This is a genomic window from Streptococcus henryi DSM 19005 (assembly GCF_000376985.1).
GTDB classification, from domain to species: Bacteria; Bacillota; Bacilli; order Lactobacillales; family Streptococcaceae; genus Streptococcus; species Streptococcus henryi.
Genome location: NZ_AQYA01000036.1, coordinates 84699 through 106547 on the forward strand (window position 1 = coordinate 84699; position 21849 = coordinate 106547).

Genomic DNA, 21849 nt, shown 5'->3' on the forward strand with positions numbered 1-21849 from the left:
CTTACACCTTCTCTTTCACATTTTTTCCAAGAATACCTGCAGGTCGTACCAAAAGAATAACTATCAAAATAGCATAAACGACGGCATCTTTGTAACTTGATAGACCAATAGAAACTGAGAATGTTTCCAAAAGACCAATAATGAACCCACCAAGTGCAGCTCCAGGAATAATTCCAATACCACCCAGTACCGCAGCAACGAAGGCTTTAATACCAGGAGTCATACCCATAAGTGGATCAATAGAGTTGTAGTACAATCCAATTAACACACCAGCTGCACCAGCCAAAGCTGACCCTAAAGCAAATGTGAAACTGATTGTTGAATTGACATTAATTCCCATGAGTTGTGCAGCATCACTATCAACCGAAACAGCACGCATGGCTTTACCCATTTTTGTTTTTTGGACAATAAATTGCAGAGCCATCATCAAGAAAATAGAGACACCAAGAATTGTCAACTGAACGTTTGTGACACTAATTGGACCTAAGTTATATTTGACAGTCTGTAGGGCTTGAGGAAAGGCACGAATATCGGCACCAACAAGGTAAACCATACCGTATTCCAAGAAGAATGAAACTCCGATTGCTGTAATCAAAGCAGCAATACGAGTTGAGTTACGAAGCGGACGATAGGCTAAGAATTCAATCACCATACCTAGAATTGCTGTTAACACCATCGTTAAAATGAGGGCAATAAAGAAATTCATATGGAAGGTATTGATTAAATAATAACCAATAAAAGCACCCATCATGTAAATATCACCATGAGCGAAGTTAATTAACTTGATAATACCATAAACCATAGTATATCCAAGGGCAAGCAGTGCATAGACGCTTCCCAAAATCAAGCCGTTAACAAGTTGTTGGAGCATAATTTCACCAAACTTTCTAAACACAATAAGAACTGGGAAGTGGAATGCTCCCCAGACCTTTTTAATTCTATTTTACTTCAACAGCTGTTGCTGATTTTTGTACACCATTTTCCAATTCAACCATGATTGCTGATTTAACTGGGTTATGGTCCTCATCAATAGTCATTTGACCAGTGACACCATCAAAATCTTTAAGTGATGCTAAGTTAGCAGCCAACTCTTTAGAATCTTTGGCACCTTTTGCAGCTTCCGCAGCCATATAGATTGAATCATAAGCAAGGGCTGCAAACATATTTGGCTCTTCACCAAATTTATCTGTGTATGCTTTAATAAAGTTTTCAGATTTAGCTTCAGAAAGTTTTACACTTGTTGAATAACCTGCTACGTAGAAGACATTTGTTGCATTACCAGCACCAGCAGCTTCAACGAATTTAGAATCTGAGAAACCATCAGGACCCAAGATTGGATTTTCAATACCAATTTCACGAGCTTGTTTTGTAATCAAACCAGTTTCAGTGTAATAACCAAGAAGGACTACTGTATCAAAATCTTTAGATTTAACCTTTGTCAAAGCAGCCTGGAAGTCTTTATCACCAGATTGGTAAGTTTCTTCAATTACTTCACCTTTGTAGGCTTCCTTGAAGGCTTTGTAAAGACCTTTTGCATAATCACTTGATGCGTCATAATAGACAAATGCCTTTTTAGATGACAAGTTCTCAGTTGCGTATTGGGCAATAACTTGACCTTGATAGCTATCTTGGAAAGTTGTACGGAAGACAAAGTCTTCAACTTTTCCATCTTTTGATGTCAAGTCATCCTGAGTACCTGAAGGTGTCAAAAGCGGAACACCAGCCTTTGTTGCATTTGGTGATGCAGAGGCTACCGCACCTGAAGTTGCAGGACCAAGAATCAAACTAACTTTATCTTCAGTAGCAAGACTTGTTGAAAGTGTTGCAGCTTCAGAGTTATCAGATTTGTTATCTTTTGAGACAACTTCAATTTTTTTTCCATCAACGCCACCTGCTGCATTGATTTCTTCAACAGCAAGGTCAGCTCCGTTTTTCTCTTGGTTACCGTAGGCAGCTACTGCTCCTGACAATTCCAAGTTGTAGCCAATTTTAAGTGTTTCACCAATTTCATTACCTGTAGCATCTGTTGTTGAACTTGGTGCCGCTCCACATGCTGCAAGCACAGCTGCGCTTAGAAAAGCCACTGCTGTCAAAGCAAATTTTTTCTTCATATTGTTTCTCCTTAAGCTTTCTTTAATGATATGTTAATAAGAATACTGAATTATCTGAAAATTGTCAAGGTATTTAATTGACTTTTTCTAAACTTTCTTCGCGGTAAAGGCTTCCAACAAAATCTGTGTCAATTTCGTCAAAGTAAGATGGTTTGACTTCTTTTACAAATTTTTGTTGCGATAGCTCTGCCATTGTTTCCTCAACTTCTTCCTGATTTAGATAAAGCAATAGATATCTTAATCGACGAGAATGGTAATGCACGTCCCCATATTTGGAAACCTTACGCGCATCACGGTTGTAGTATAGATAAACGACAAGACCTTGTCGGCTAGTTCTCTCAAACATCGGATTCCTTCTCTCTTATATTTCCACCCCGACCTTTTCCATGTATAGGCTTATGAGAAGCTAAAGGAAGACCTGTATCTACAAATATCGACGTCGAAATCACCTCTGTCAGGCTACTTGTGAGTTTCGCTAAAACTTCTTGAAGAGCTACTTCTGCCTGTCTATAAGCAATAACTTTTGGATTCAAATCTATCTCTCTTTTTCGAGAGAAAAGCTGACGCCTAAGTTGCGAAATGTCAGATCTGTAAGGGGCAAATGCTTTAATCGAATCATAGTCCTCTTTTAGCACTTGAAATTCATTAATACGCTCTTGGAGCTCTAAATCAGATAGAAAATCTGATTTCTTCTCCTTATACTCAGCTACTAGTGATAGATTCAAGAAGCTTTGAGCAACCTCATCAATTGCTTCATCAATAGCAACTAATTCTTGATTGATAGATAACATACCATTATTATAACATACTTTAATCTATGAAAAAAGAAGATCCGAAGATCTTCTTGCCTAACTTTTATTTCAAATCATTGTTAGTCATGATTTCATCAATGAAACCATAATCAAGTGTTTCTTGTGCACTCATCCAGTAATCACGTTCAGCATCCTTATGGATTTGGCGAACAGTTTTACCAGAATTGTCTGCCAAGATTTGCTCCAAAGTTTTACGTGTTTTTAGCAAATGTTCTGCAGCAATTGCCATGTCAGTTTGTTGAGTACCGCCGCCAGTACCACCCATTGGCTGGTGAATCATGTATTCAGCATGTGGCAGCATGAAACGTTTACCTTTAGCACCTGATGATGCAATAATTGTCCCCATTGATGCAGCCATACCCATGACGATAGTTTGAACATCTGATTTAATGAAGTTCATGGTATCAACGATAGCCAAACCTGCTGATACAGATCCTCCAGGTGTATTGACATAAAGATAGATATCTTTTGTATTGTCTTGGGCATCCAAGAATAATAGCTGAGCAATGATAGAGTTAGCCATATTATCTTCAACTGGTCCAGTCAACATGATAATACGGTCTTTCAAAAGGCGAGAATAAATATCGTATGAGCGTTCGCCACGACTCGTTTGTTCGATAACTACAGGAATCATATTTTTTCCTCTTTCTAATGTTTTCTTGAAGCTATTATATGCTTTTAGTCAGAAAAGGTCAAATAAAAAACTTCAAATTTTAGCACTTAAAACTATTGAGTGCTAAAAAGGGGAAAACCGAAATTTTCCCTTTTCATCTTTATTTAGTACCAAACAAGCGGTCACCTGCGTCACCGAGTCCTGGGACGATATAGCCATTTTCGTTTAATTTTTCATCAAGAGCTGCGGTGTAAATATCAATATCAGGGTGAGCATCTTGGAGAGCTTTAACCCCTTCTGGAGCTGCAACGAGGCAGACAAATTTAATATTAGCTGCACCGCGTTTTTTCAACGAATCAACAGCCAAAACTGCAGAACCTCCTGTAGCAAGCATCGGATCTACTAGGAAAATTTGGCGGTGGTCAATATCTTCAGGTAATTTCACCAAATATTCAACTGGCTGTAATGTTTCTTCATCACGGTACATACCGATATGACCAACTTTTGCTGCCGGTACTAAGCTGAGAAGTCCATCAACCATACCAATACCTGCTCGAAGAATTGGAACAATAGCTAATTTTTTACCTGCCAATTGTTTTTGGACAGTTTTTGTGATTGGTGTTTCGATTTCAACATCTTCTAGTGGTAGGTCGCGAGACACCTCGTAACCCATCAACATTGCAATTTCATTTACTAATTCGCGAAAGTCTTTAGTCGATGTTGTTGTACGACGCAAAATTGACAATTTGTGCTGAATAAGCGGATGTGAAATAACTTGAAATTTTCCCATGGTTCATTTTCCTTTAATAATTTTTGTTAGTGTGGCCATTATGATAAGTAAGTACCATATGTTTTATCTTGTGCAAAATGAAAGGATAACAATTAATCCACTTTCTATTTTAAACATTCTAAGAATCCACACAAGTCCTCAGTTATTATACCAAAAAAAAGATAAAAACGCTTGCCAAATTTGACAAACGTTTCTTTTTATTATGATTTTTTACGTTTATAGCCAGAGTAAGCTACATATGAAGTCATTGTCGCCATAATTGCAAATCCTAAAGCTACAACAGCACTGTCACTTGTTTCACCAGTTGAAGGTAAACTAGGCGAATCAGTTTTGCCTTTACCTCCATTAGGAACTCGTGTTCTTGAAGTTGGAGTTATTGGAACATCATTGCCAGGTGTTGTTGGTTTCTCCGGTGTTGTTGGAGTCTCTGGAGTTTCAGGAGTCTCTGGAGTTTCCGGTGTTTCTGGGGTTACAGGTGTATGTGGAACCAAATTGTAACCACCAGGATTACCTTCTACGATACCATCATCTTCTCCAGGTAAATGAGCTGTTTCACGATTACCTTTCGTATAATCCGTTTCACTAGACTCATCCCAAATCCAGTCACCTTGATTTGTCATTTTATCAAGAACTCTTGTTGTACCATCTGGCAAAATTTGAATCAAGAAACTAGGTCCCCAAGTTGAGTTATTACCCACTCCAGCAACTGAATTACGGTTTGTCATGTATGATGTGATGAGGAGAGTATCACCTGAACCTTCAAAAGGAACTGCATAATATGAATAGGTAGCCGTTCTCCAGTCAGCAGGTACTGAGGCTGTCAAAACCACACTCGAGTCATTAAGAGGTTTATAACCTTCTGTTAGTGAATCTGAGACCCATCCTAACATAACAACATTATCACCAACAACTTTATTAGCTTCTTGCCAAGCGTAGTTGTTACTTCCATGGTTTAGTCTTGAAGCAGCAAAGAGGTAATATTTATCACCTAATTTTACTACATCTGGACGTTCAATTTCGTCACTAACCATTGTTGAAGATACCAATGGAGTCATGTATTTTTCAATTGTAGGTGTCTTTTCATCGCCCCCTAATTGGACGATACCAATGGCAGCATTTGAAAAAGTTGCACGTGTGTACATATCTTCATTATCAATTATGTCAAACAAGCTTGATAAAATAAACTTAGCATCTCCACCGTAATTTTTGACATTATAAATTTGATTTTCATCTTGATAATTTTGAGTCCCCGTACTTGCTTCAAAGACTAGGTAACGAACACCGTCCTCATCTTGAACAACATGGGGATCTCGCATAGCAATATTGTCAGCACCTGTAAATGTTGAACGCCATTGTGCATATGATTGATAATAGTAGCCATCACCACCAGTAGGTGTTAAAACTTTCTGATTATCAACGGATTTTAACACAACTTTTCCATCTTCAATAGCTAAATTTAGGGTAGCGCTAGCTAACATCTGGTTGTTCGAATTGTCATCTGAAGTATCAACATTTGTATAGAAAAGTTGAACAGTTCCATCACTATTCACAATGGCTGATCCTGACCATTGCTGTGTTACTGTATCCAAATCATAACCAAAGATTGAACCTGCATTTTTCCAATTTTGAAGTTCATTATCTCCATAGTTATTATAAAGGAGGTAAAGGTGATTATCGTTTGTATTTGGAACACCCATCATGGCAACAACCAATTGGTAACCATTCCAATTGCTAACATAACCAGTGTCAATATCTTGAACAGGCCATGAATCCCAAACATCAAGATCTGCAACTTCTCCAGTTTGAGCATCTTTTGTTGTGGCAGCATTCATATTTTCAATAACAGACGCTTTAAAATAAGGAATAGCGTATTGGGGATCTTGTGAAATTAAGGTATCTGCAATATTTGCAAAATCCTTATAGGTCATTTGAGAACCAGTTTCAGCTTCTTTTACATAAAGCTTGTTAAGTGCAGCAACTTGCTCACTAGTCAATTCAGCTACATTAATGCCTGCATCTTTTGCTAGTTCATTAGCAAGTTCAGTTAAACCAGTGTCAGCAACATAGTTAGTTGTTGAAAAACTTGAATAATCTTTATTATCAGTAACTTGTGGAGCGGCAGTTTCATTTGAAACATCTGCTGAGCTTATAGCTGTTGTTGCTGTGTCAGCTGTTTCCTCAGGGGTACTTACGTCATTAGTTACTTCAGTTGCATTTTCTTGAATTTCAGAACTAGAATCTGCATTTACTTCACTAGTATTGTCTTCAACAGAAGCTGAGTCTGTAGCGACAGTGTCCTCTTCAGATTGTGCGATTGCTTCAGTCGATGATTCTACGGAAGTTGCATCACTCGTGTTTACTTCAGTAACTTGAGCTGATGGCGCAACATCACTTGTCTGAGTTGTATCGGCACTTACAAGACCTCCACCTAAAAATGACACTGCTCCAATTAGTGCCGAGGTAGCACCAATTGTTGATACCTTACGAATACTATAACGTAGCTGTCTTTTTTCTTGTGCTTTGGCACGAGCTACTCGTGAATAAGTCGATTTTGTTTCCATTACAACATCCCTCTTAATATTTCCTTAATTTTTTCGATATTAGCATAACACTTTTTTCAGAAAAATGTTTGATTTTATATGATATTTTATAAATGAATACGTTTTAATTTTTTTATAGTTCGTTTTTAGTTGCTTTTCTGTTAAAATAAAAGTCAGGAGGTGGCCGTTTTTGAGAAAAAAACTCTTATATTTTTTAATTATTACAGCACTTATATTCGTGTTTTGTTCTTTGTTTATTTCTAAATCATTTCTTAATTTTTCTATTAATAATAATATTCAAAGTACCCATTTATCTACTGAGGATGGTTGGTCCAATGACTTACAGACCATCATTTGGAATGAAGCAGATAAGTCATATGATATTTATTTCTTACATTCTGCTGATGGTGCTACTAATCCTTTTGGAGAAAGTGGACAAGACTGGGTACATACGAGTACCAAGGACTTTATCACTTATAGTAAACAGAGCTCTGCTATTGCTGCCAATGGAGGTGACAAAAAAGAGGGATGGAAATCAGCTTGGACAGGTAGTATTATTAAAAATACCGGATGGATTTCTGATATCCCTGAAGAGGCGCCTTTAGCCTATTTTACTGGACTTAATAAATCTGACAGCAGCCAAAATATTTATCTTGCCTATTCAGATGACAATGGAAAGACCTTCAAGCACCCATTAAACGACGGAAAACCTATCTTGACCACCAATAACTCCTACAATAAGTCTGATTTCAGAGATCCTTATGTTTTTGAATATAATCATAAACTATTTATGTACGTAGCTGAGGGTGATGTAATTGGTGTCTACCAATCCGAAGATGGCTTATCCTGGTCTCCCTCGGATACTAGTGGTTCCAAAATCCTAAGCGAAACATTCTTCAAAGGACGAAATTGGTCAGGAAATGCGCCTGTTGAGTGTCCAGTCATTAAAACAATGACCACACCTGATAACCAAGAAAAGCAAGTGTTATTCTTCGGAGCAAAAGATTCTGAAAAAGGCGAAACAACGGGAACTTACTACATTGTTGGACACCTTGACGATAAGGGACTCTTTATTGATGAAACAGATGTTAAACGACTGGATCAGGGGTCAGACTATTATGGTGCTAATTTTTCAGGAAGCTCACAAATTGAAGATAGCAATGGTAATTTATTAACTCTTGGATGGGTTGGCAATTGGAACTATTTCACAAATGGTATACATTCTGATCAACAAGCTGAGAGTTCGCATATGGAGCGTATCGGTTTTTATTCTAGTCCGCGAATCCTTACATTGAATCAAGATTTGTCGCTTGAACAAAAGTTACATTACGATGAGAGTCAACTTAAACTAAGACAAGAGCATCTAAATATCACTAAAAATAATCCTGTAAGCAAAGACCGTATTTTATGGGAAGATAAGATAGTTGATAAAAATCTTTTTGGACTTTATGATATTCCAAATCAGAGTAGCTCAGCCCTTTACCGTTTAGAATTTTCAAGTACAAGTGATAACTATTCTGGTGATATTGCCATCGCTATTTGGCAGGGTTCGGACAGTATTCTTTTCTCCTATAATCCAAATACCGGACAATATCTGGTTAAGTCATATGCAAGTGAACTTTTAAACGGTTTAGATAAAGAAAAATCTGAAACGAATATCTATAATAACGGACTCTTTGGTAAACAAGAAGGCTTTACAGCAAACAGTGGTTATTTGAACCAAAAACATATTTCTATTACTGTTGTTACAGATAATCGAAGCGTCGAATTCTTTTTTCCAAACGGTTCCACTTATACGATCGCAAGATTCAATACTTCTGGCAAACAAGACTTTAAAGTATTCACCGATGACCCTGATAGTTCAAATAAGTTAGATTTATCAATCTATGACTTTAAAAAATAATCGTAAATACTAAAAATGCAGTTTAATCAATTTTGAGACTTTGCTCAAGACTAAACTGCATTTTTTTATTTACCAAATACGCTAGCAATGCGCTGACAAGCTTCTTTAACGGTTTCAAAGGGTGTGGCTACATTGAGGCGGGCAAAGTTCTTACCCTCTTTTCCAAAATGAGCACCATCGTTAAGCACGACTTTTCCCTCTTTTTGAAGTTTTTCGTCAAGCTCAGGCTGTTTGATATTATAGGCTGAGAAATCTAACCAAACCAAATAGGTCCCTTCTGGCTTCATAACCTTGATTTTTGTGTTTTCTGTTAAATAGTCAACCACGTAATTGATATTTGCTTCAATGACAGCTTTCAACTCTTCTAGCCAAGGTTTACCATAAGTAAATGCAGCTTCTGTCGTAATCATCCCGATAGTTGGCACTTCGTGTTGATTATTTGCCAATTGTGTTCGTTTGAATTTTCTACGAAGTTTTTCATTTTGGATAATAGCAAAGCTGTTCTTTGTACCTGCAATATTAAAGGTTTTTGTGGCTGAACCAAGGATAATGGTAAAGTCTTTATAAGCCTCATTTAAGGTATTTAGAGAGTGATGTTTATTGCCAAAAAGTGCTAAATCTTGATGAATTTCATCTGAAACCAGAATCACACCATACTTTTGACAAAGCTCTGCTATTGCCACCAAATCATCGGGAGACCAAACACGACCACCTGGATTGTGGGGGCTGCAAAGAAGATAAAGTTTGACTTCATTGTCAATGATATCCTTTTCTAGCTGCTTAAAGTCAATCTCAAAACGTCCATTAACAATCTGGAGAGAATTCTCAACGAGTTTTCTATCATTAAGCTTGATTGTTCGCGCAAAGGGATAATAGACGGGAGAATTAATAAGGACGGCATCGCCTTTTTCAGTAAAGGACTGGATAGCCACTGAAATAGCAGGGACCACACCATCGATGAAGGAGATGTCTTCTTTCTTAATCTCATAGCCATGTTCATTCTTTTCCCAGTCAATAACAGACTGATAAAGGCTATCACTGAAGTAATTATAACCAAAAACATGTTCTTGAGCATAGGCTAGGATAGCCTCTTTGATTTCAGGGATAGGCTCGAAGTCCATATCAGCCACCCACATTTGCAACAAGTCTGGATCCTGTTCAGAAGTCTGCCATTTGTAAGTGAATTGTTCTAGGCGATTAGGCCTTGTCGTAAAATCATATTTCCCCATATTAAGCCTCCAAGGCAGTCTTTAAGTCAGCAATTAAATCCTCAACATCCTCGATACCAATTGACAAGCGGAGCAAGTCGTCTGTTAAACCATAAGAAGCCCTAACATCAGCTGGAATATCAGCGTGGGTTTGTGTTGTTGGATATGTAATCAAACTTTCAACCCCACCTAGACTTTCTGCAAAAGTAATAAGCTCCAGGCTATTTATGATAGTGGGAATCTTTTCCTGGTTAGCTACTTTGAAGGAAATCATGCCACCTTTCCCAGTATACAAGACTTCTTTAACTTGTGGTGATGATTGTAAGAATTCAACCACAGCTTGAGCATTTTGTGTAGACTTGTCCATGCGCAACTTGAGAGTTTTCAACCCTCTCATTAGAAGGTAGGAATCAAATGGTGATAGAGTTGGGCCAGTTGTATTTAGATTGTAGAAGAGTTTATCATACGTAGCTTGGTCATTGGTAACAACCACACCCGCCAAAACATCATTATGTCCAGAGAGGTATTTGGTTGCTGAATGAACAACAATATCTGCTCCAAGTGGGATAGGATTTTGATAAATAGGACTATAAAAAGTATTATCCACAACAACTTTAGCGCCATACTCATGAGCTACAATCGCAATTTTTTCAATATCAAACTCAATCATAAGAGGATTTGTTGGTGTCTCAATATAGACAATATCAGTATCATCTGAAATTGCTGCAATCATTTCTTCCTCTGAATTTGCATAAGTGAAACTGAATCGTCCTTCTTTTTCCTTATCATTAAACCAACGGAAAGACCCGCCATATAAATCACGCGCAGCTACTACTTTGGCTCCAATAGGGAAAATTTCTAAAGCTAAAACAATCGCTGACATCCCTGATGATGTTGCAATAGCATAATCTGCTTTTTCAATGGCTGCCAAAGTTTTTTCCAGCGTTGCTCGAGTTGGATTTTTAGTACGTGTATAATCAAAACCAGTTGATTGTCCAAATTCTGGATGCTGGTAAGTTGTTGAAAAATGAATGGGCGCAGCTAAGGCACCTGTAGTTTTATCTGATTTAATACCCGCATGAGCGAGGATAGTCTCAAGTCCTAGTTTTTTTGTCATATACGTTCTCTCTTCTAGTAGGATATTACTATTCTAACATGGATTTTTGTGATTATTGACATTTTTGGTTATTTCATTTCCTGATAATCAGCTATAAAAAATAACTATAATGCTTAATCGCTCTGCTATTTTACAAAAAAACTCCAGAATATCTGGAGAATTTTATGATTTATTGCAAGTGAAGCTTTTGTCTAAGTGTCTCTGCTCTTTGACCAATCAATTTATCTAAAAGTTTAGTTACTAAAGCAAGGAATCCATAGACTGCGATTCCCAAAGCTCCCAAAATAAGGAGATAAAGAACACTTGATAAACGCGTATCTGGACTAATAACAAAGTTTAGCCCGTAATAACCAAGGGTAACAACTAACCCCATAATTACTGATAAGATAGCAATAAGGAGACTTCCTTTAAGAACTGCTCTGCGATTAAATCGTGTGACCGCATGAATTTGTTTATACATGAGGTAAATTGGCACAGTTAATCCGATTGTAGTTGATACTAATGGACCGTAGGCATGGAAAAGATAAATACTTGGAATTTGAAGTACAATCTTAATCACCATACCATAGACAAAATAGAGAATGGCTTTGCGATTTTCAAAAAGTGCCTGAAGCATTGGACCCAATAGGCTATATAACGAAAGGAAAATCACCTGAATCAATGAAGCGATAAAGAGACCCAAGGCTGTCGTGCTAGGTGTGCCATAAAACAGTGTATAGAGCGGTTTAGCCAGAATAATTGATCCTAAGAGTGCTGGGGTCAATACCATAAGCAACATTTGAATATTATGAATGATCAAATGCGCCGCTGCTTTCTTATCACTGTTGACAAAGTTTTCTGTTAAAAGCGGAATACCCGCACCTGCTATTGCTGTAGCAATGGAAATTAAAATCATGGTGATTTTATTTGGATTACTTGAGAAGTAAGCGTAGAGTACTTGAAGCTGTGTGTTGCTGTAATCCGTAAACATTGTCATGGTATTAATGAAAGACCACTGATCCACCAACTGGAAGAGCTGGATAGCTGACCCAGTAATGATAAATGGAATAGCTTCCTTAAATGTTTCAATTAAGAGATTTGTAGTATTCAAATCCACCGTTTCAGGTTTCTTGGCAAAGATAGCCATTAGTTTGCCTTCTCGCCACAGATAAAAAACAAGCACACCCACACTGGCAATCATTCCGATAAAGGCTGCGAAGGTAGATTGAATAACGGCAGTGATATAGTCACCTGAACCCATCTTCATAATGAAAAAGGCTGTCAAAAGCATCCAGATAACACGAATGACCTGCTCTGCTATTTGACTCATAGCATAAGGTTTCAGGTTATTGAAACCTTGGAAAAAACCTCGTAAAACTGACATAGCTGGGAAAATCAAGACTGCCCATGATAGACTCTTCATAACTCTAACTAAGTCTTGCCCACCGCCACTCCAAGCAGCTAAGGCAGGAGAGCCAGCATACATGATTAAGGCAAAAACGAAACCTAACCCCAGCATGACACTGAGGACCTTACGAAGAAGATAGAAACTTGTTTCACCCTGACCGATAGTGTTATATTTAGAGACTTGTTTAGCAATGGCTACTGGAATTCCTGCTGTTGAAATGAGAAGGAAAATAGCGTAGACATTGTAGCCCATCCCAAAAAGAGCATTTGCCTGTTCTGCATGGCTTCCCATCCAAGCATACCAAGGAATAATATAAAAAGCACCCAACAAACGGCTAATAAAATTTGATGCGGTCAACCAAGCTGTCCCGCGGACCATCTGCTGTTGCTGAGTTAATTGCGATTTTTCTTCTGTCATAATAATCTTTCCAAAGGTTTGATACTTTTTATTATAAACTTTTGCTTGAGACTTGTAAAACGCTAGCATTAAGTCTAAAATAAGAGGTATGATTACACTTGAACAAACTCTTGATATTTTAAAAAAAGATAATAATTTTCGTGAGATTATCTCAGACAATAGATATAGCTTAAGATGGCAAGATAATCCACTTTTCAGCAAAATCAGTTTTGATAGCCGTCATGTGGATGACCAAACACTTTTCTTTGCCAAAGGTGCTAGTTTTAAGAAAGAATACCTAGAAGCTGCCGTCGCACAAGGATTAGCCTTCTATGTTAGTCAAGTTGACTATGAAGTGGGCATCCCTGCTATCCTTGTAACTGACATCAAGAAGGCTATGAGTCTTGTTGCTATGGAATTCTATGGCCATCCTGAAAAAAAACTCAAACTGATAGCCTTTACAGGAACCAAAGGGAAAACAACAGCTGCCTACTTTGCCTATAATATTCTCAAGCAAAGTGCCAGACCAGCTATGTTTTCTACTATGAATACAACCTTAGATGGCAAAACTTTCTTTAAATCTCAGCTGACAACACCTGAAAGTTTAGACCTCTTTGCCATGATGGCTCAGGCAGTTGACAATGGTATGACCCATCTGATTATGGAAGTATCCAGTCAGGCTTATTTGGTTGATCGCGTTTATGGTTTGACCTTTGATGTGGGCATCTTCCTCAACATCAGCCCTGACCATATCGGCCCAATCGAGCATCCGACATTCGAGGATTACTTCTACCACAAGCGCCTGCTCATGGCCAACAGCAAGGCTGTCGTCATCAATGCTGGCATGGATTATTTTAATGTGCTAGCTGAACAAGTTGCTGACCTTCCACATGATTTTTACGGACCCAAGTCCGCAAATACTATTGAAAATAGCAGAGCTTTCGACTTTGATGTGACTGGAAAACTATCAGGTCATTATGATATCCAACTTATTGGCTCTTTCAATCAGGAAAATGCTGTCGCTGCTGGCCTTGCCTGCCTCCGTTTAGGAACTAGTCCTGCTGATATTGAGAAAGGTATCGCTGAAACATCGGTTCCTGGTCGTATGGAAGTTTTGACTCAAGCAAATGGCGCTAAAGTCTTTGTCGATTATGCCCACAATGGTGACAGCCTTGAGAAGCTCCTATCAGTTGTTGAAGAACATCAAAGAGGTAAAATCATTCTTATCCTAGGGGCTCCAGGCAATAAAGGTGAAAGTCGCCGAGCTGATTTTGGTGCTGTTATAAATGCTCATCCTGATTTGGAAGTTATTTTGACAGCTGATGATCCTAACTTCGAAGACCCTCAAGTCATTTCTGAGGAGATTGCTAGTCATATCACGCGCCCTGTTCCAATCATCATCGACCGAGAAGAAGCTATAAAAGCTGCTCTGCAATTGACCAAAAACAAAAATGATGCAGTCGTCATCGCAGGTAAAGGTGCCGATGCTTATCAAATTATTGAAGGAAATCGAGCTGACTATGATGGTGATTTAGAAGTTGCTAAAAAATACCTCTAAACATCCAAAATTTGGCTTAATTAGAATGATTTTAGCTACTCTTTTGAACCATTCTAATTAAGTGCCAAGCAATTCAAAATTTTCTAAAAATATTATAAAAAAGGCTTTCTATAGCCTTTTTTATATGCTATAATGTAATGACTTTTTTCGGAAAGGAGGTTAAAAATGTCAGAAATTATAGCTGAAAATATCTCAGTAGCATACGATAAGAAGACAGTGATTGAAAACTTGTCATCAACCATACTCGATGGAAAAATAACAACTATCATTGGGGCAAATGGATGTGGAAAATCAACACTCTTGAAAGCTTTGACACGAATACAGGCACTTAAATCGGGGCAAATCTACATTGATGGTCAAGCAATTGCCAGTCTTCCAACCAAAGAAGTGGCTAAAAAAATCGCTTTACTTCCGCAAGTTTTAGATGCTGTTGAAGGTATTTCAGTCTACGAGTTGGTTTCTTACGGACGATTTCCCCATCAAAAATATTTGGGAAGCTTAACAGCTGAAGACCGTAATAAAATCCATTGGGCTATGGAAGTAACCAAAGTTACTGAATATGCGAATATGGAAGTCGATTCTTTATCTGGTGGACAACGTCAGCGTGTCTGGATTGCCATGGCCTTGGCGCAAGATACCGATACAATCTTCTTAGATGAACCCACTACTTACTTAGATATGAATCACCAACTCGAAGTTTTGGAGCTCTTACAAACTTTAAATCGTGAGACAAACAAAACTATTGTCATGGTTCTTCATGATTTGAACTTATCTGCACGTTTTTCAGATGACCTGATTGCTATGAAACAAGGTGTTATCAAATATAAAGGATCTGTTGAAAATGTAATGACTGCAGAAGTTTTACGAGATATATTTAATATCGATGCTCAAATCATTGAAGATCCTATCCACAAACGACCAATTCTCTTAACCTATCAGTTGGTTAAGTCTACATAGATTATGGAGTAATACACATGAAAAAGACTTTAACGACATTACTTGCACTTTTTGCCGTTTTTGCCCTTGTTGCTTGCGGTAACTCTTCGTCACAAAATAGCGAAAAAAAATCTAGCTCTGCTATTTCCAAAATGCCAGAAATTCAAGGATTCACCTACTATGGTGATATTCCTCAAAATCCTAAAAAAGTTGTCAACTTTGCCTATTCTTATACTGGATACCTTTTAGAACTAGGAATCGTTCCTGCCACTTACTCACTTGATTTAGAAAAAGATAGCCCAGCTTTTGGGCAAGATCTTGAGAATGCTACACAGTTAACGTCAAGTGATACTGAAGCTATTGTGGCTCAGGAACCAGATCTTATTATTGTTTTTTCAACAGATGAAAACATTGATCAGCTTAAAGAAATCGCACCAACCCTTGTTATTGAATATGCTTCTAGTGACTATTTGCAAATGTTGACCAATCTTGGTCAAGTCTTCAATAAGGAAGAACAAGCTACTGCCTGGTTAAACCAATGGGATGAAAAGGTGGCTGAAGCCAAAAAAGATTTGAGCAATGTGCTGACAAATGACACTAGCTTCACTGTCATGGATTTCTATGAAAAGAACATTTATCTTTATGGTGATAATTGGGGACGCGGGGGTGAATTGATTTATCAATCCCTCGGATATGCCGCACCTCAAAAAGTTCAAGAAGATGTTATTAATAAAGACGGCTGGTTCGGTATTTCTCAAGAAGTTATCGGCGACTACATCGGTGACTACGCTGTTGTTAATGTTAATAGTGGAACTAAAGAAGCAGCTTCATCTCTAAAAGAAAGTGATGTCTGGAAAAATATTCCTGCAGTTCAAGCAGGCCATGTTCTAGAAGTTGACTATAACCTCTTTTACTTCTCAGATCCAATGTCACTTGATATGCAACTTGAGGCCTTTGTCAAAGCCGTAAAGGAAGCCAATAATTAATGACAGAAAGTGTTAAGCATGTATAGAGAAGCTAAACTTCCTAGTCAAAAAAATAAGCCAAACCACATTTGGCTTGTTTTTTTCACTATTTTATTTTTATTTCTAATTGGCTGGTATTTGGGATTGCGATTTGGAGCGATTTCTTACAGTCACCAAGACTTGATTGAAGTCCTTAGGCATCCATTAAGAAATTCAAAACTTCAAGATGTTATTTTCGACTTGAGATTTCCAAGAACTATTGCAGCTATTCTTGTAGGAGCTGGTATGGCACAGGCTGGTGCTATCATGCAGGGTGTGACACGAAATCCCATAGCTGATCCGGGTTTGCTGGGAATAAATGCTGGTGCTGGCTTAGCACTAATCCTTGCTCAAGCTTTTATCGGAAGCATGCACTACAGCCTAATTATTCTAGTCTGTCTGTTGGGATCAACAGTTGCTGCCCTGCTTATTTTTACACTATCCTACCGCCCACGAAAAGGTTATAATCAACTGCGACTTATTTTAGCCGGAGCTATGATTGCTACACTTTTCTCTGCTATCGGTCAGGCTGTCACTCTTTATTTTAATCTTTCAACACAAGTCATTGGCTGGCAAGCGGGTGGATTATCACAAATTAATTGGCGAATGTTAAGCATTGTCACGCCTTTTATATTATTAGGTCTCCTTTTAGCTCAGCTATTTGCCCATCAACTAACTATCCTAAGTTTAGATGAAACCATTTCAAAAGCTCTAGGACAGCGAACTCTGGCTATGACCATAAGCTTATTAGCAATTGTTCTCCTTCTATCTGCTGCATCGGTTGCTATTGTCGGTACAGTTTCCTTCATCGGATTAATCATTCCACATTTTATCGCCCTATTTGTTGGTAAAGATTACAGAAAACTATTACCACTTGCTGCATTCGCTGGTGCAACTTTTATGCTTTGGGTTGACCTATTTAGCCGAATCATTAATCCTCCGACAGAAACACCAATCAATGCTATTATTAGTATTATCGGTTTACCTTGCTTCCTTTGGTTGATTAGAAGGGGGAAAAATCTATAATGAAAAAGAATAAACAGAGCTTTAGTATTATAATTTTGATTATCCTCTTACTTCTAGTTTTTATCTTGTCCCTCTCAATGGGCTATGCTAAATATTCCTTAATTGATGTTATTGAAGTCTTAGTTGGAAAATCAAGTTCTTCCATGATTTTCATAATTACGAAAATTCGTCTGCCTCGGATTATTGCCTGCATGCTTGGAGGAGCTTCGCTAGCTCTATCAGGAATGTTGTTGCAGACACTGACCAAAAATCCTTTAGCAGATTCAGGGATTCTTGGGATTAATACCGGTGCAGGTCTTGTCATCACTATCATGGTAGGATTCTTAGATATGACCAATCCAATGACAATTGCCCTCATGCCACTCTTTGCTATGATTGGCGGTATTCTAACCATATTTATCGTCTACTTCATGTCACGTAAAAAAAATAATAATATCAGTCCCACTCGTCTCATTATCACTGGTGTTGGGATGTCCAGCATGCTATCAGGCGTAATGGTGTCCCTAATCAGTAAAATAAACGATTTTAAAATGTCTTATATTGTAGAATGGCTGAGCGGTAAAGTTAATGGTGGTGATTGGACAACTTTAGCCATCTTTAGCCCACTACTTCTTCTTATTTGGATACTCACTTATAGTCGAAGTCATTCTCTAAACATCATGAATCTCAATGAACAAACTGCACTTGCTTTGGGACTCAATCTGCAAAGAGAGCGACTGTATACGCTGATTCTGTCAACTGCACTTGCTTCACTCAGTGTAGTCTTAGTTGGAAATATCACCTTTGTGGGACTTGTTTCTGGTCACATTACCAGAAGATTTTTAGGAAATGACCATCGCATCAGTCTACCTGCCTCTATGTTGGTTGGTATGATTATTCTACTACTTGCCGATACTATTGGACGAATTTTACTTGTTGGAACAGGTATTCCAACTGGTATCATAGTCTCTATGATTGGCGCACCATATTTCCTCTATCTGATGACCACTATTGATTAGTTATTTTATCCTAATATAGTTGAATGACTAAAAATGGAAGTCTTACTTTTTGAAAATCAAAATGATACATCATCAGTTTCGACTAGCCCGACCCTAGTACTGCCTTCGTCTCACTTCTTCGTCTGATTTTGAAATTATTTGAGTATCAATAGACTTGTACTGACTTTTGAAACTAAAAACGGCTCTTGCTCTCTAGAAATTAGGAAAGAGTAAAAGTCCGAGGGACCTTTTTTCATGAGCTTGAAAATAAGAAAGCGAATCATGGTGCAGTGGATCGTTTTCTTTATTTTGCTTTTTTAGCTAGGTCATCTACTGCTTTAATAAAAATATAGGGTTGCTCGACATGAATATCATGACCACTATCTACATTGTCAATCAAAGTGTTGTCGCTCAATAAGGTGTCAACACGTTTGGCATCCTCGGCATCCATAGCACTGAGAAGAATGCCTTTCTCGTCATAATAGTCTTGAAAATTAGCTGGTTTAGCAACATGTAACAGGATGGAAGGGCATTGAACTTGCTTTAGGGTTTCTTCTTGGGGAAAATCCCTAAACCATGAAAAATCATAAAAGGCCAGTCCAAATCGTAAATCATAGTCACCAGTCCCATCTTGCAGATTGGCTGTTAAATCATAAATTTGATTCACTTTTAATTCAGGTGGGTAAAGCCAGATCCTAGGGATTTGCTGAGGATGTTTTTCCATAAACTTAAGAGCTGGATTTTTAACAATTTTATCAAAATTGGTCTGGCTGCCAAAGAGTTCTGCCAGATAGGTATGTTCTAAAGAATATCGAGTAAAGTTGCTTTGGCCACTAGCTAAAAAATCAGCCATGTCTTTAAAGCCTAACCAGGCAAATGTAAATTCTGCCCTTCCTGGTTCTGTGGCAAAGAAGGGAGCATCCTCAATCAGGAGGCCTTTAACCTCTTCAGGGGCATTGGCTGCAATCCAAGTGGCCAAGAGTCCTCCCGATGAATGTCCGGAAATAAGAACGGCTTCTCCAATGACGTTTTGGATAAACAGATTAAATCCTGTCCGATTGCCTTTGCTGAGTATTTTTCAGGGGACTTGCTGGATCCTCCGTGACCATAATAATCAACAGCATAAATATGGTAACGCTGTGATAGTTCTCCTAGCACCTTTGCATAGTCTTCCCAAGATACTTGCTGTCCATGCAGCAAGACTAAAACCTCTCCATTATCTGGCCCCTCACCGTAATTTAAAATAGAATGGTCTGGCAAAGTCACTTGTTTTTCTTGGAATTGGGCTTTTTCGATCAGTTTGGCCTCTTTTTGGTCATAGGTCATATTTCGATGGGCATAAAGAGCCAGACCTAAGCCTAGGCTGAGTAAAATAAGGCTTAAAATAATAAACACTCTTTTCTTTATTCCCTTCTTTTTCATTTGTTCTTTATATCCTTTTTATTTTTTTCAAGAGCCTGATAACCCTCCAAGAAGAAATTAAGATCTAGTAAGGCTAGCCCTCTGTCTACATCGCCGACCAACAGTAATTCATCTCCAACTTCGATAGAAAATAGTTTCCTAGCCCTATAAGGTAGATCTATGCGCCCGCCTTCTTGAACTTGTATACTGCCAAAGATGTATTTCCCTTTTTCTTGAGGGAAAGCTAAAAGTTCGGCATCTAAGTTTAATAAGTCCTCGATACTAAGATCAAATAATTCCGCCAATTTAGCACATGCCAGGACATCAGGCAGACTGCTACCAGACTCCCATTTTGCGACGGTTTGCCTAGATACTCCAATTTTTTCCGCTAACTTTTCTTGAGAAAGTTCATATCTCCTTCTTAATAACTTAATATTTCTATCAATCATAAAAACCTCACTCTTTATATATATCCACAGTATATCAAAAAGGGAAGAGTTTACAAGCAACCGCTAATGACAAAATTCCTATTTATTGTTAAAAATAGGAGCTTTAAAGCTCTTCTCTCAAGTAAAAAATAATTATATATGCTTAAACCTGTATCTCATTTACTGATTATCTTAATCAGGCTCTATGAGACACAGGTTTTTTAATTTTTCTTGGGACATGCATTATCCTAGAGAGGGATCTAAAAGAGGCTGCCAGATTTTGGGACTACCAAAAGTTGCAGTTAGTTGACCTTTTTGTAGGATATGATTTGCCATTTCTCCAAGCAATTGCGGTCTGCGTGTCCATTTTCCAAGTTCCAATGAAGTATCTAAAACATAGATGGTAAAACGGTAAGAATGATTTTGACCGAAGGGAGGATTTGGCCCAGCATATCCATGCCAGCCGTAAGCAATTCCCTGCCGAGCATCTTTAACTTGCGGTACCACATATCCTTTTGAGAGTGCCCCCTCAATATGAGTTGAAGCTGGTATGTTCCAAATCAACCAATGTGTAAAGTGTTTGGTTAAAGGATGAGAGATATCTTCCATGATAATCGTCACAGTTTTTGCATTAGGGGACAGATTGTGAAGATAAAATTCTGGTGACAAATCTTCTCCTCTCCCAGTATGTTTCACTGGAAATTCACCGCCTTCAAAAAAACCAGGGCAAGTAAACTCTAGTTTGTCTATCATAAAAACACTCTCCTTCTAGTCATAACGCCCTGCGGCTTTATGATAGTTAGTGACTGCTACTTCTAACCATATATTCTATGAAATCAATCTTTGATGTTCCTGTCAATATATCGGCCAACGAAGAGTTTTCAGACTAAGAACAAGTACTTAAGTATAGCAAACCAATAGTAACTACCTATCAAAGCTAAGTTAATTGACTATAGCTCCGCTACAAAAACAAAGGTTTCAGGATCTAGACTTAATTTAAGTTTATAAGTCTGTTGGTCCGTTTCTTTTAAATAGCCAAGTATCAGTAAACTATCAACAAAAATATCTTTACGCTTTTGTTTAATGCTATCCTTGCGACAAAATTTCAAAAGTGTTGTCGTCATATATTTTAGTGCATACTCTGGATTAACATCACCTAATATCTCATAGAGTTTTTCTTGTTCTTGGGATAATGGCTGCGCTGTTTTTAACTTATAGAAATAGTTAGATAGTGTCAGCTTATTTCGGCTGAAGTCAGTCTTCTCAATAAGTCTTGCCTGATTAGTAGCGTTAGCCAGCTCCGTTTGGAATTCCAGCGCTAGCAAATCTTCATAGGCTTGACTTTCTGTATCAACAAAAATCATATCATCTAGATTTACAGGCTCTGCTATTTCCAAAAGTGGCAAGTCAAGGCTATAGCGTTTATCTTGCCGAACAATATAACCCGCTTGAACGTAATCTTCAATGTCACGGTCTATCTTAGTCACGTGGGGAAAGTCACGCTTTATCTGGCGAAGAGTAACATCATCATGACTATATAAATAGTTAATCAGCTCTTGAAAAAATGGCTGGCGCGTTAGTTTATTTGGATTGAATATTTTAATCATGATGCTATTATAGCACAAAATAAAAAGTAACTTCA

At 38.0% G+C, this 21849-nt stretch carries 20 protein-coding genes and 1 pseudogene; 6 read left to right on the forward strand and 15 right to left on the reverse strand.

Annotated features, from left to right (window positions below):
- Window position 1 precedes the first annotated feature (1 nt).
- The 7 genes and pseudogenes from F601_RS0109220 to F601_RS0109250 all read right to left on the reverse strand — a co-directional run bounded on the left by F601_RS0109220 (window position 2) and on the right by F601_RS0109250 (window position 6887).
- Complete coding sequence (locus F601_RS0109220; protein WP_018165396.1) at window positions 2-871, reverse strand: branched-chain amino acid ABC transporter permease; 870 nt, start codon at window positions 869-871, stop codon at window positions 2-4.
- A 67-nt stretch (window positions 872-938) separates the two neighbouring features.
- Window positions 939-2111 (reverse strand): ABC transporter substrate-binding protein, encoded by a 1173-nt coding sequence (locus F601_RS0109225; protein ID WP_018165397.1) that lies wholly within the window; start codon window positions 2109-2111, stop codon window positions 939-941.
- A 73-nt stretch (window positions 2112-2184) separates the two neighbouring features.
- Window positions 2185-2457, reverse strand: coding sequence for a DUF2129 domain-containing protein (locus F601_RS0109230; RefSeq protein ID WP_018165398.1), 273 nt, complete (start codon window positions 2455-2457; stop codon window positions 2185-2187).
- A complete protein-coding gene (locus F601_RS0109235) occupies window positions 2450-2902 on the reverse strand; it encodes a YlbF/YmcA family competence regulator (protein WP_018165399.1) in 453 nt (150 codons plus the stop codon). The genes F601_RS0109230 and F601_RS0109235 overlap by 8 nt, the downstream gene beginning before the upstream one ends.
- Before the next feature lie 64 nt (window positions 2903-2966).
- Window positions 2967-3560: pseudogene (locus F601_RS0109240) on the reverse strand (ATP-dependent Clp protease proteolytic subunit); the annotation flags it as partial.
- A gap of 136 nt (window positions 3561-3696) precedes the next feature.
- Window positions 3697-4326: a uracil phosphoribosyltransferase gene (gene upp / locus F601_RS0109245; RefSeq protein ID WP_018165401.1), complete on the reverse strand. Its 630-nt coding sequence runs from the start codon at window positions 4324-4326 to the stop codon at window positions 3697-3699.
- A gap of 200 nt (window positions 4327-4526) precedes the next feature.
- Complete coding sequence (locus tag F601_RS0109250) at window positions 4527-6887, reverse strand: glycoside hydrolase family 68 protein (RefSeq protein ID WP_018165402.1); 2361 nt, start codon at window positions 6885-6887, stop codon at window positions 4527-4529.
- Between the two features lie 229 nt (window positions 6888-7116).
- Here F601_RS0109250 and F601_RS0109255 point away from each other — a divergent pair, with 229 nt between their 5' ends.
- On the forward strand, window positions 7117-8769 hold the full coding sequence (locus F601_RS0109255) for a glycoside hydrolase family protein (RefSeq protein WP_245686255.1): 1653 nt from the start codon (window positions 7117-7119) through the stop codon (window positions 8767-8769).
- A 65-nt stretch (window positions 8770-8834) separates the two neighbouring features.
- Here F601_RS0109255 and F601_RS0109260 read toward each other — a convergent pair whose 3' ends face one another.
- From F601_RS0109260 to F601_RS0109270, 3 genes are all read right to left on the reverse strand, one after another.
- Window positions 8835-9998: a MalY/PatB family protein gene (locus tag F601_RS0109260; RefSeq protein ID WP_018165404.1), complete on the reverse strand. Its 1164-nt coding sequence runs from the start codon at window positions 9996-9998 to the stop codon at window positions 8835-8837.
- Between the two features lies 1 nt (window position 9999).
- The gene (locus tag F601_RS0109265) at window positions 10000-11094 is read right to left on the reverse strand and encodes a cystathionine gamma-synthase (protein WP_018165405.1); all 1095 of its coding nucleotides are present in this window, start codon (window positions 11092-11094) and stop codon (window positions 10000-10002) included.
- Window positions 11095-11263: 169 nt separating this feature from the next.
- Window positions 11264-12898: a putative polysaccharide biosynthesis protein gene (locus F601_RS0109270; RefSeq protein WP_026183172.1), complete on the reverse strand. Its 1635-nt coding sequence runs from the start codon at window positions 12896-12898 to the stop codon at window positions 11264-11266.
- An 88-nt stretch (window positions 12899-12986) separates the two neighbouring features.
- Here F601_RS0109270 and F601_RS0109275 point away from each other — a divergent pair, with 88 nt between their 5' ends.
- The 5 genes from F601_RS0109275 to F601_RS0109295 all read left to right on the forward strand — a co-directional run bounded on the left by F601_RS0109275 (window position 12987) and on the right by F601_RS0109295 (window position 18399).
- Window positions 12987-14435, forward strand: coding sequence for a UDP-N-acetylmuramoyl-L-alanyl-D-glutamate--L-lysine ligase (locus F601_RS0109275; protein ID WP_018165407.1), 1449 nt, complete (start codon window positions 12987-12989; stop codon window positions 14433-14435).
- Window positions 14436-14600: 165 nt separating this feature from the next.
- Entirely contained in the window at window positions 14601-15392 is a 792-nt protein-coding gene (locus F601_RS0109280) for an ABC transporter ATP-binding protein (protein WP_018165408.1), read from the forward strand.
- Between the two features lie 17 nt (window positions 15393-15409).
- A complete protein-coding gene (locus F601_RS0109285) occupies window positions 15410-16357 on the forward strand; it encodes an ABC transporter substrate-binding protein (RefSeq protein WP_018165409.1) in 948 nt (315 codons plus the stop codon).
- A gap of 18 nt (window positions 16358-16375) precedes the next feature.
- Window positions 16376-17401 (forward strand): FecCD family ABC transporter permease, encoded by a 1026-nt coding sequence (locus F601_RS0109290; protein WP_018165410.1) that lies wholly within the window; start codon window positions 16376-16378, stop codon window positions 17399-17401.
- Window positions 17398-18399 (forward strand): FecCD family ABC transporter permease, encoded by a 1002-nt coding sequence (locus tag F601_RS0109295; RefSeq protein WP_026183173.1) that lies wholly within the window; start codon window positions 17398-17400, stop codon window positions 18397-18399. Before F601_RS0109290 ends, F601_RS0109295 begins: the two co-directional genes overlap by 4 nt.
- A gap of 283 nt (window positions 18400-18682) precedes the next feature.
- Here F601_RS0109295 and F601_RS13540 read toward each other — a convergent pair whose 3' ends face one another.
- From F601_RS13540 to F601_RS0109315, 5 genes are all read right to left on the reverse strand, one after another.
- Entirely contained in the window at window positions 18683-19357 is a 675-nt protein-coding gene (locus F601_RS13540) for an alpha/beta fold hydrolase (protein ID WP_248678619.1), read from the reverse strand.
- Window positions 19306-19800 carry an alpha/beta fold hydrolase gene (locus F601_RS13545; protein ID WP_248678621.1) on the reverse strand — a complete coding sequence of 165 codons (495 nt, stop codon included), beginning with the start codon at window positions 19798-19800 and terminating at the stop codon, window positions 19306-19308. The genes F601_RS13540 and F601_RS13545 overlap by 52 nt, the downstream gene beginning before the upstream one ends.
- Window positions 19797-20228 carry a helix-turn-helix transcriptional regulator gene (locus F601_RS0109305; protein ID WP_018165412.1) on the reverse strand — a complete coding sequence of 144 codons (432 nt, stop codon included), beginning with the start codon at window positions 20226-20228 and terminating at the stop codon, window positions 19797-19799. The genes F601_RS13545 and F601_RS0109305 overlap by 4 nt, the downstream gene beginning before the upstream one ends.
- A gap of 222 nt (window positions 20229-20450) precedes the next feature.
- The gene (locus tag F601_RS0109310; protein WP_018165413.1) at window positions 20451-20960 is read right to left on the reverse strand and encodes a YbhB/YbcL family Raf kinase inhibitor-like protein; all 510 of its coding nucleotides are present in this window, start codon (window positions 20958-20960) and stop codon (window positions 20451-20453) included.
- A 197-nt stretch (window positions 20961-21157) separates the two neighbouring features.
- Window positions 21158-21814 carry a DUF1803 domain-containing protein gene (locus F601_RS0109315; RefSeq protein ID WP_018165414.1) on the reverse strand — a complete coding sequence of 219 codons (657 nt, stop codon included), beginning with the start codon at window positions 21812-21814 and terminating at the stop codon, window positions 21158-21160.
- Between the last annotated feature and the right edge of the window lie 35 nt (window positions 21815-21849).

Excerpts from the sequence above, each read along its gene's own strand:
- F601_RS0109220 (WP_018165396.1), bottom strand. The coding sequence starts at position 871 with ATGCTCCAACAACTTGTTAACGGCTTGATTTTGGGAAGCGTCTATGCA.
- F601_RS0109225 (WP_018165397.1), bottom strand. The coding sequence starts at position 2,111 with ATGAAGAAAAAATTTGCTTTGACAGCAGTGGCTTTTCTAAGCGCAGCT.
- F601_RS0109230 (WP_018165398.1), bottom strand. The coding sequence starts at position 2,457 with ATGTTTGAGAGAACTAGCCGACAAGGTCTTGTCGTTTATCTATACTAC.
- F601_RS0109235 (WP_018165399.1), bottom strand. The coding sequence starts at position 2,902 with ATGTTATCTATCAATCAAGAATTAGTTGCTATTGATGAAGCAATTGAT.
- upp (WP_018165401.1), bottom strand. The coding sequence starts at position 4,326 with ATGGGAAAATTTCAAGTTATTTCACATCCGCTTATTCAGCACAAATTG.
- F601_RS0109250 (WP_018165402.1), bottom strand. The coding sequence starts at position 6,887 with ATGGAAACAAAATCGACTTATTCACGAGTAGCTCGTGCCAAAGCACAA.
- F601_RS0109260 (WP_018165404.1), bottom strand. The coding sequence starts at position 9,998 with ATGGGGAAATATGATTTTACGACAAGGCCTAATCGCCTAGAACAATTC.
- F601_RS0109265 (WP_018165405.1), bottom strand. The coding sequence starts at position 11,094 with ATGACAAAAAAACTAGGACTTGAGACTATCCTCGCTCATGCGGGTATT.
- F601_RS0109270 (WP_026183172.1), bottom strand. The coding sequence starts at position 12,898 with ATGACAGAAGAAAAATCGCAATTAACTCAGCAACAGCAGATGGTCCGC.
- F601_RS0109275 (WP_018165407.1), top strand. The coding sequence starts at position 12,987 with ATGATTACACTTGAACAAACTCTTGATATTTTAAAAAAAGATAATAAT.
- F601_RS0109280 (WP_018165408.1), top strand. The coding sequence starts at position 14,601 with ATGTCAGAAATTATAGCTGAAAATATCTCAGTAGCATACGATAAGAAG.
- F601_RS0109285 (WP_018165409.1), top strand. The coding sequence starts at position 15,410 with ATGAAAAAGACTTTAACGACATTACTTGCACTTTTTGCCGTTTTTGCC.
- F601_RS0109290 (WP_018165410.1), top strand. The coding sequence starts at position 16,376 with ATGTATAGAGAAGCTAAACTTCCTAGTCAAAAAAATAAGCCAAACCAC.
- F601_RS13545 (WP_248678621.1), bottom strand. The coding sequence starts at position 19,800 with ATGAAAAAGAAGGGAATAAAGAAAAGAGTGTTTATTATTTTAAGCCTT.
- F601_RS0109305 (WP_018165412.1), bottom strand. The coding sequence starts at position 20,228 with ATGATTGATAGAAATATTAAGTTATTAAGAAGGAGATATGAACTTTCT.
- F601_RS0109310 (WP_018165413.1), bottom strand. The coding sequence starts at position 20,960 with ATGATAGACAAACTAGAGTTTACTTGCCCTGGTTTTTTTGAAGGCGGT.
- F601_RS0109315 (WP_018165414.1), bottom strand. The coding sequence starts at position 21,814 with ATGATTAAAATATTCAATCCAAATAAACTAACGCGCCAGCCATTTTTT.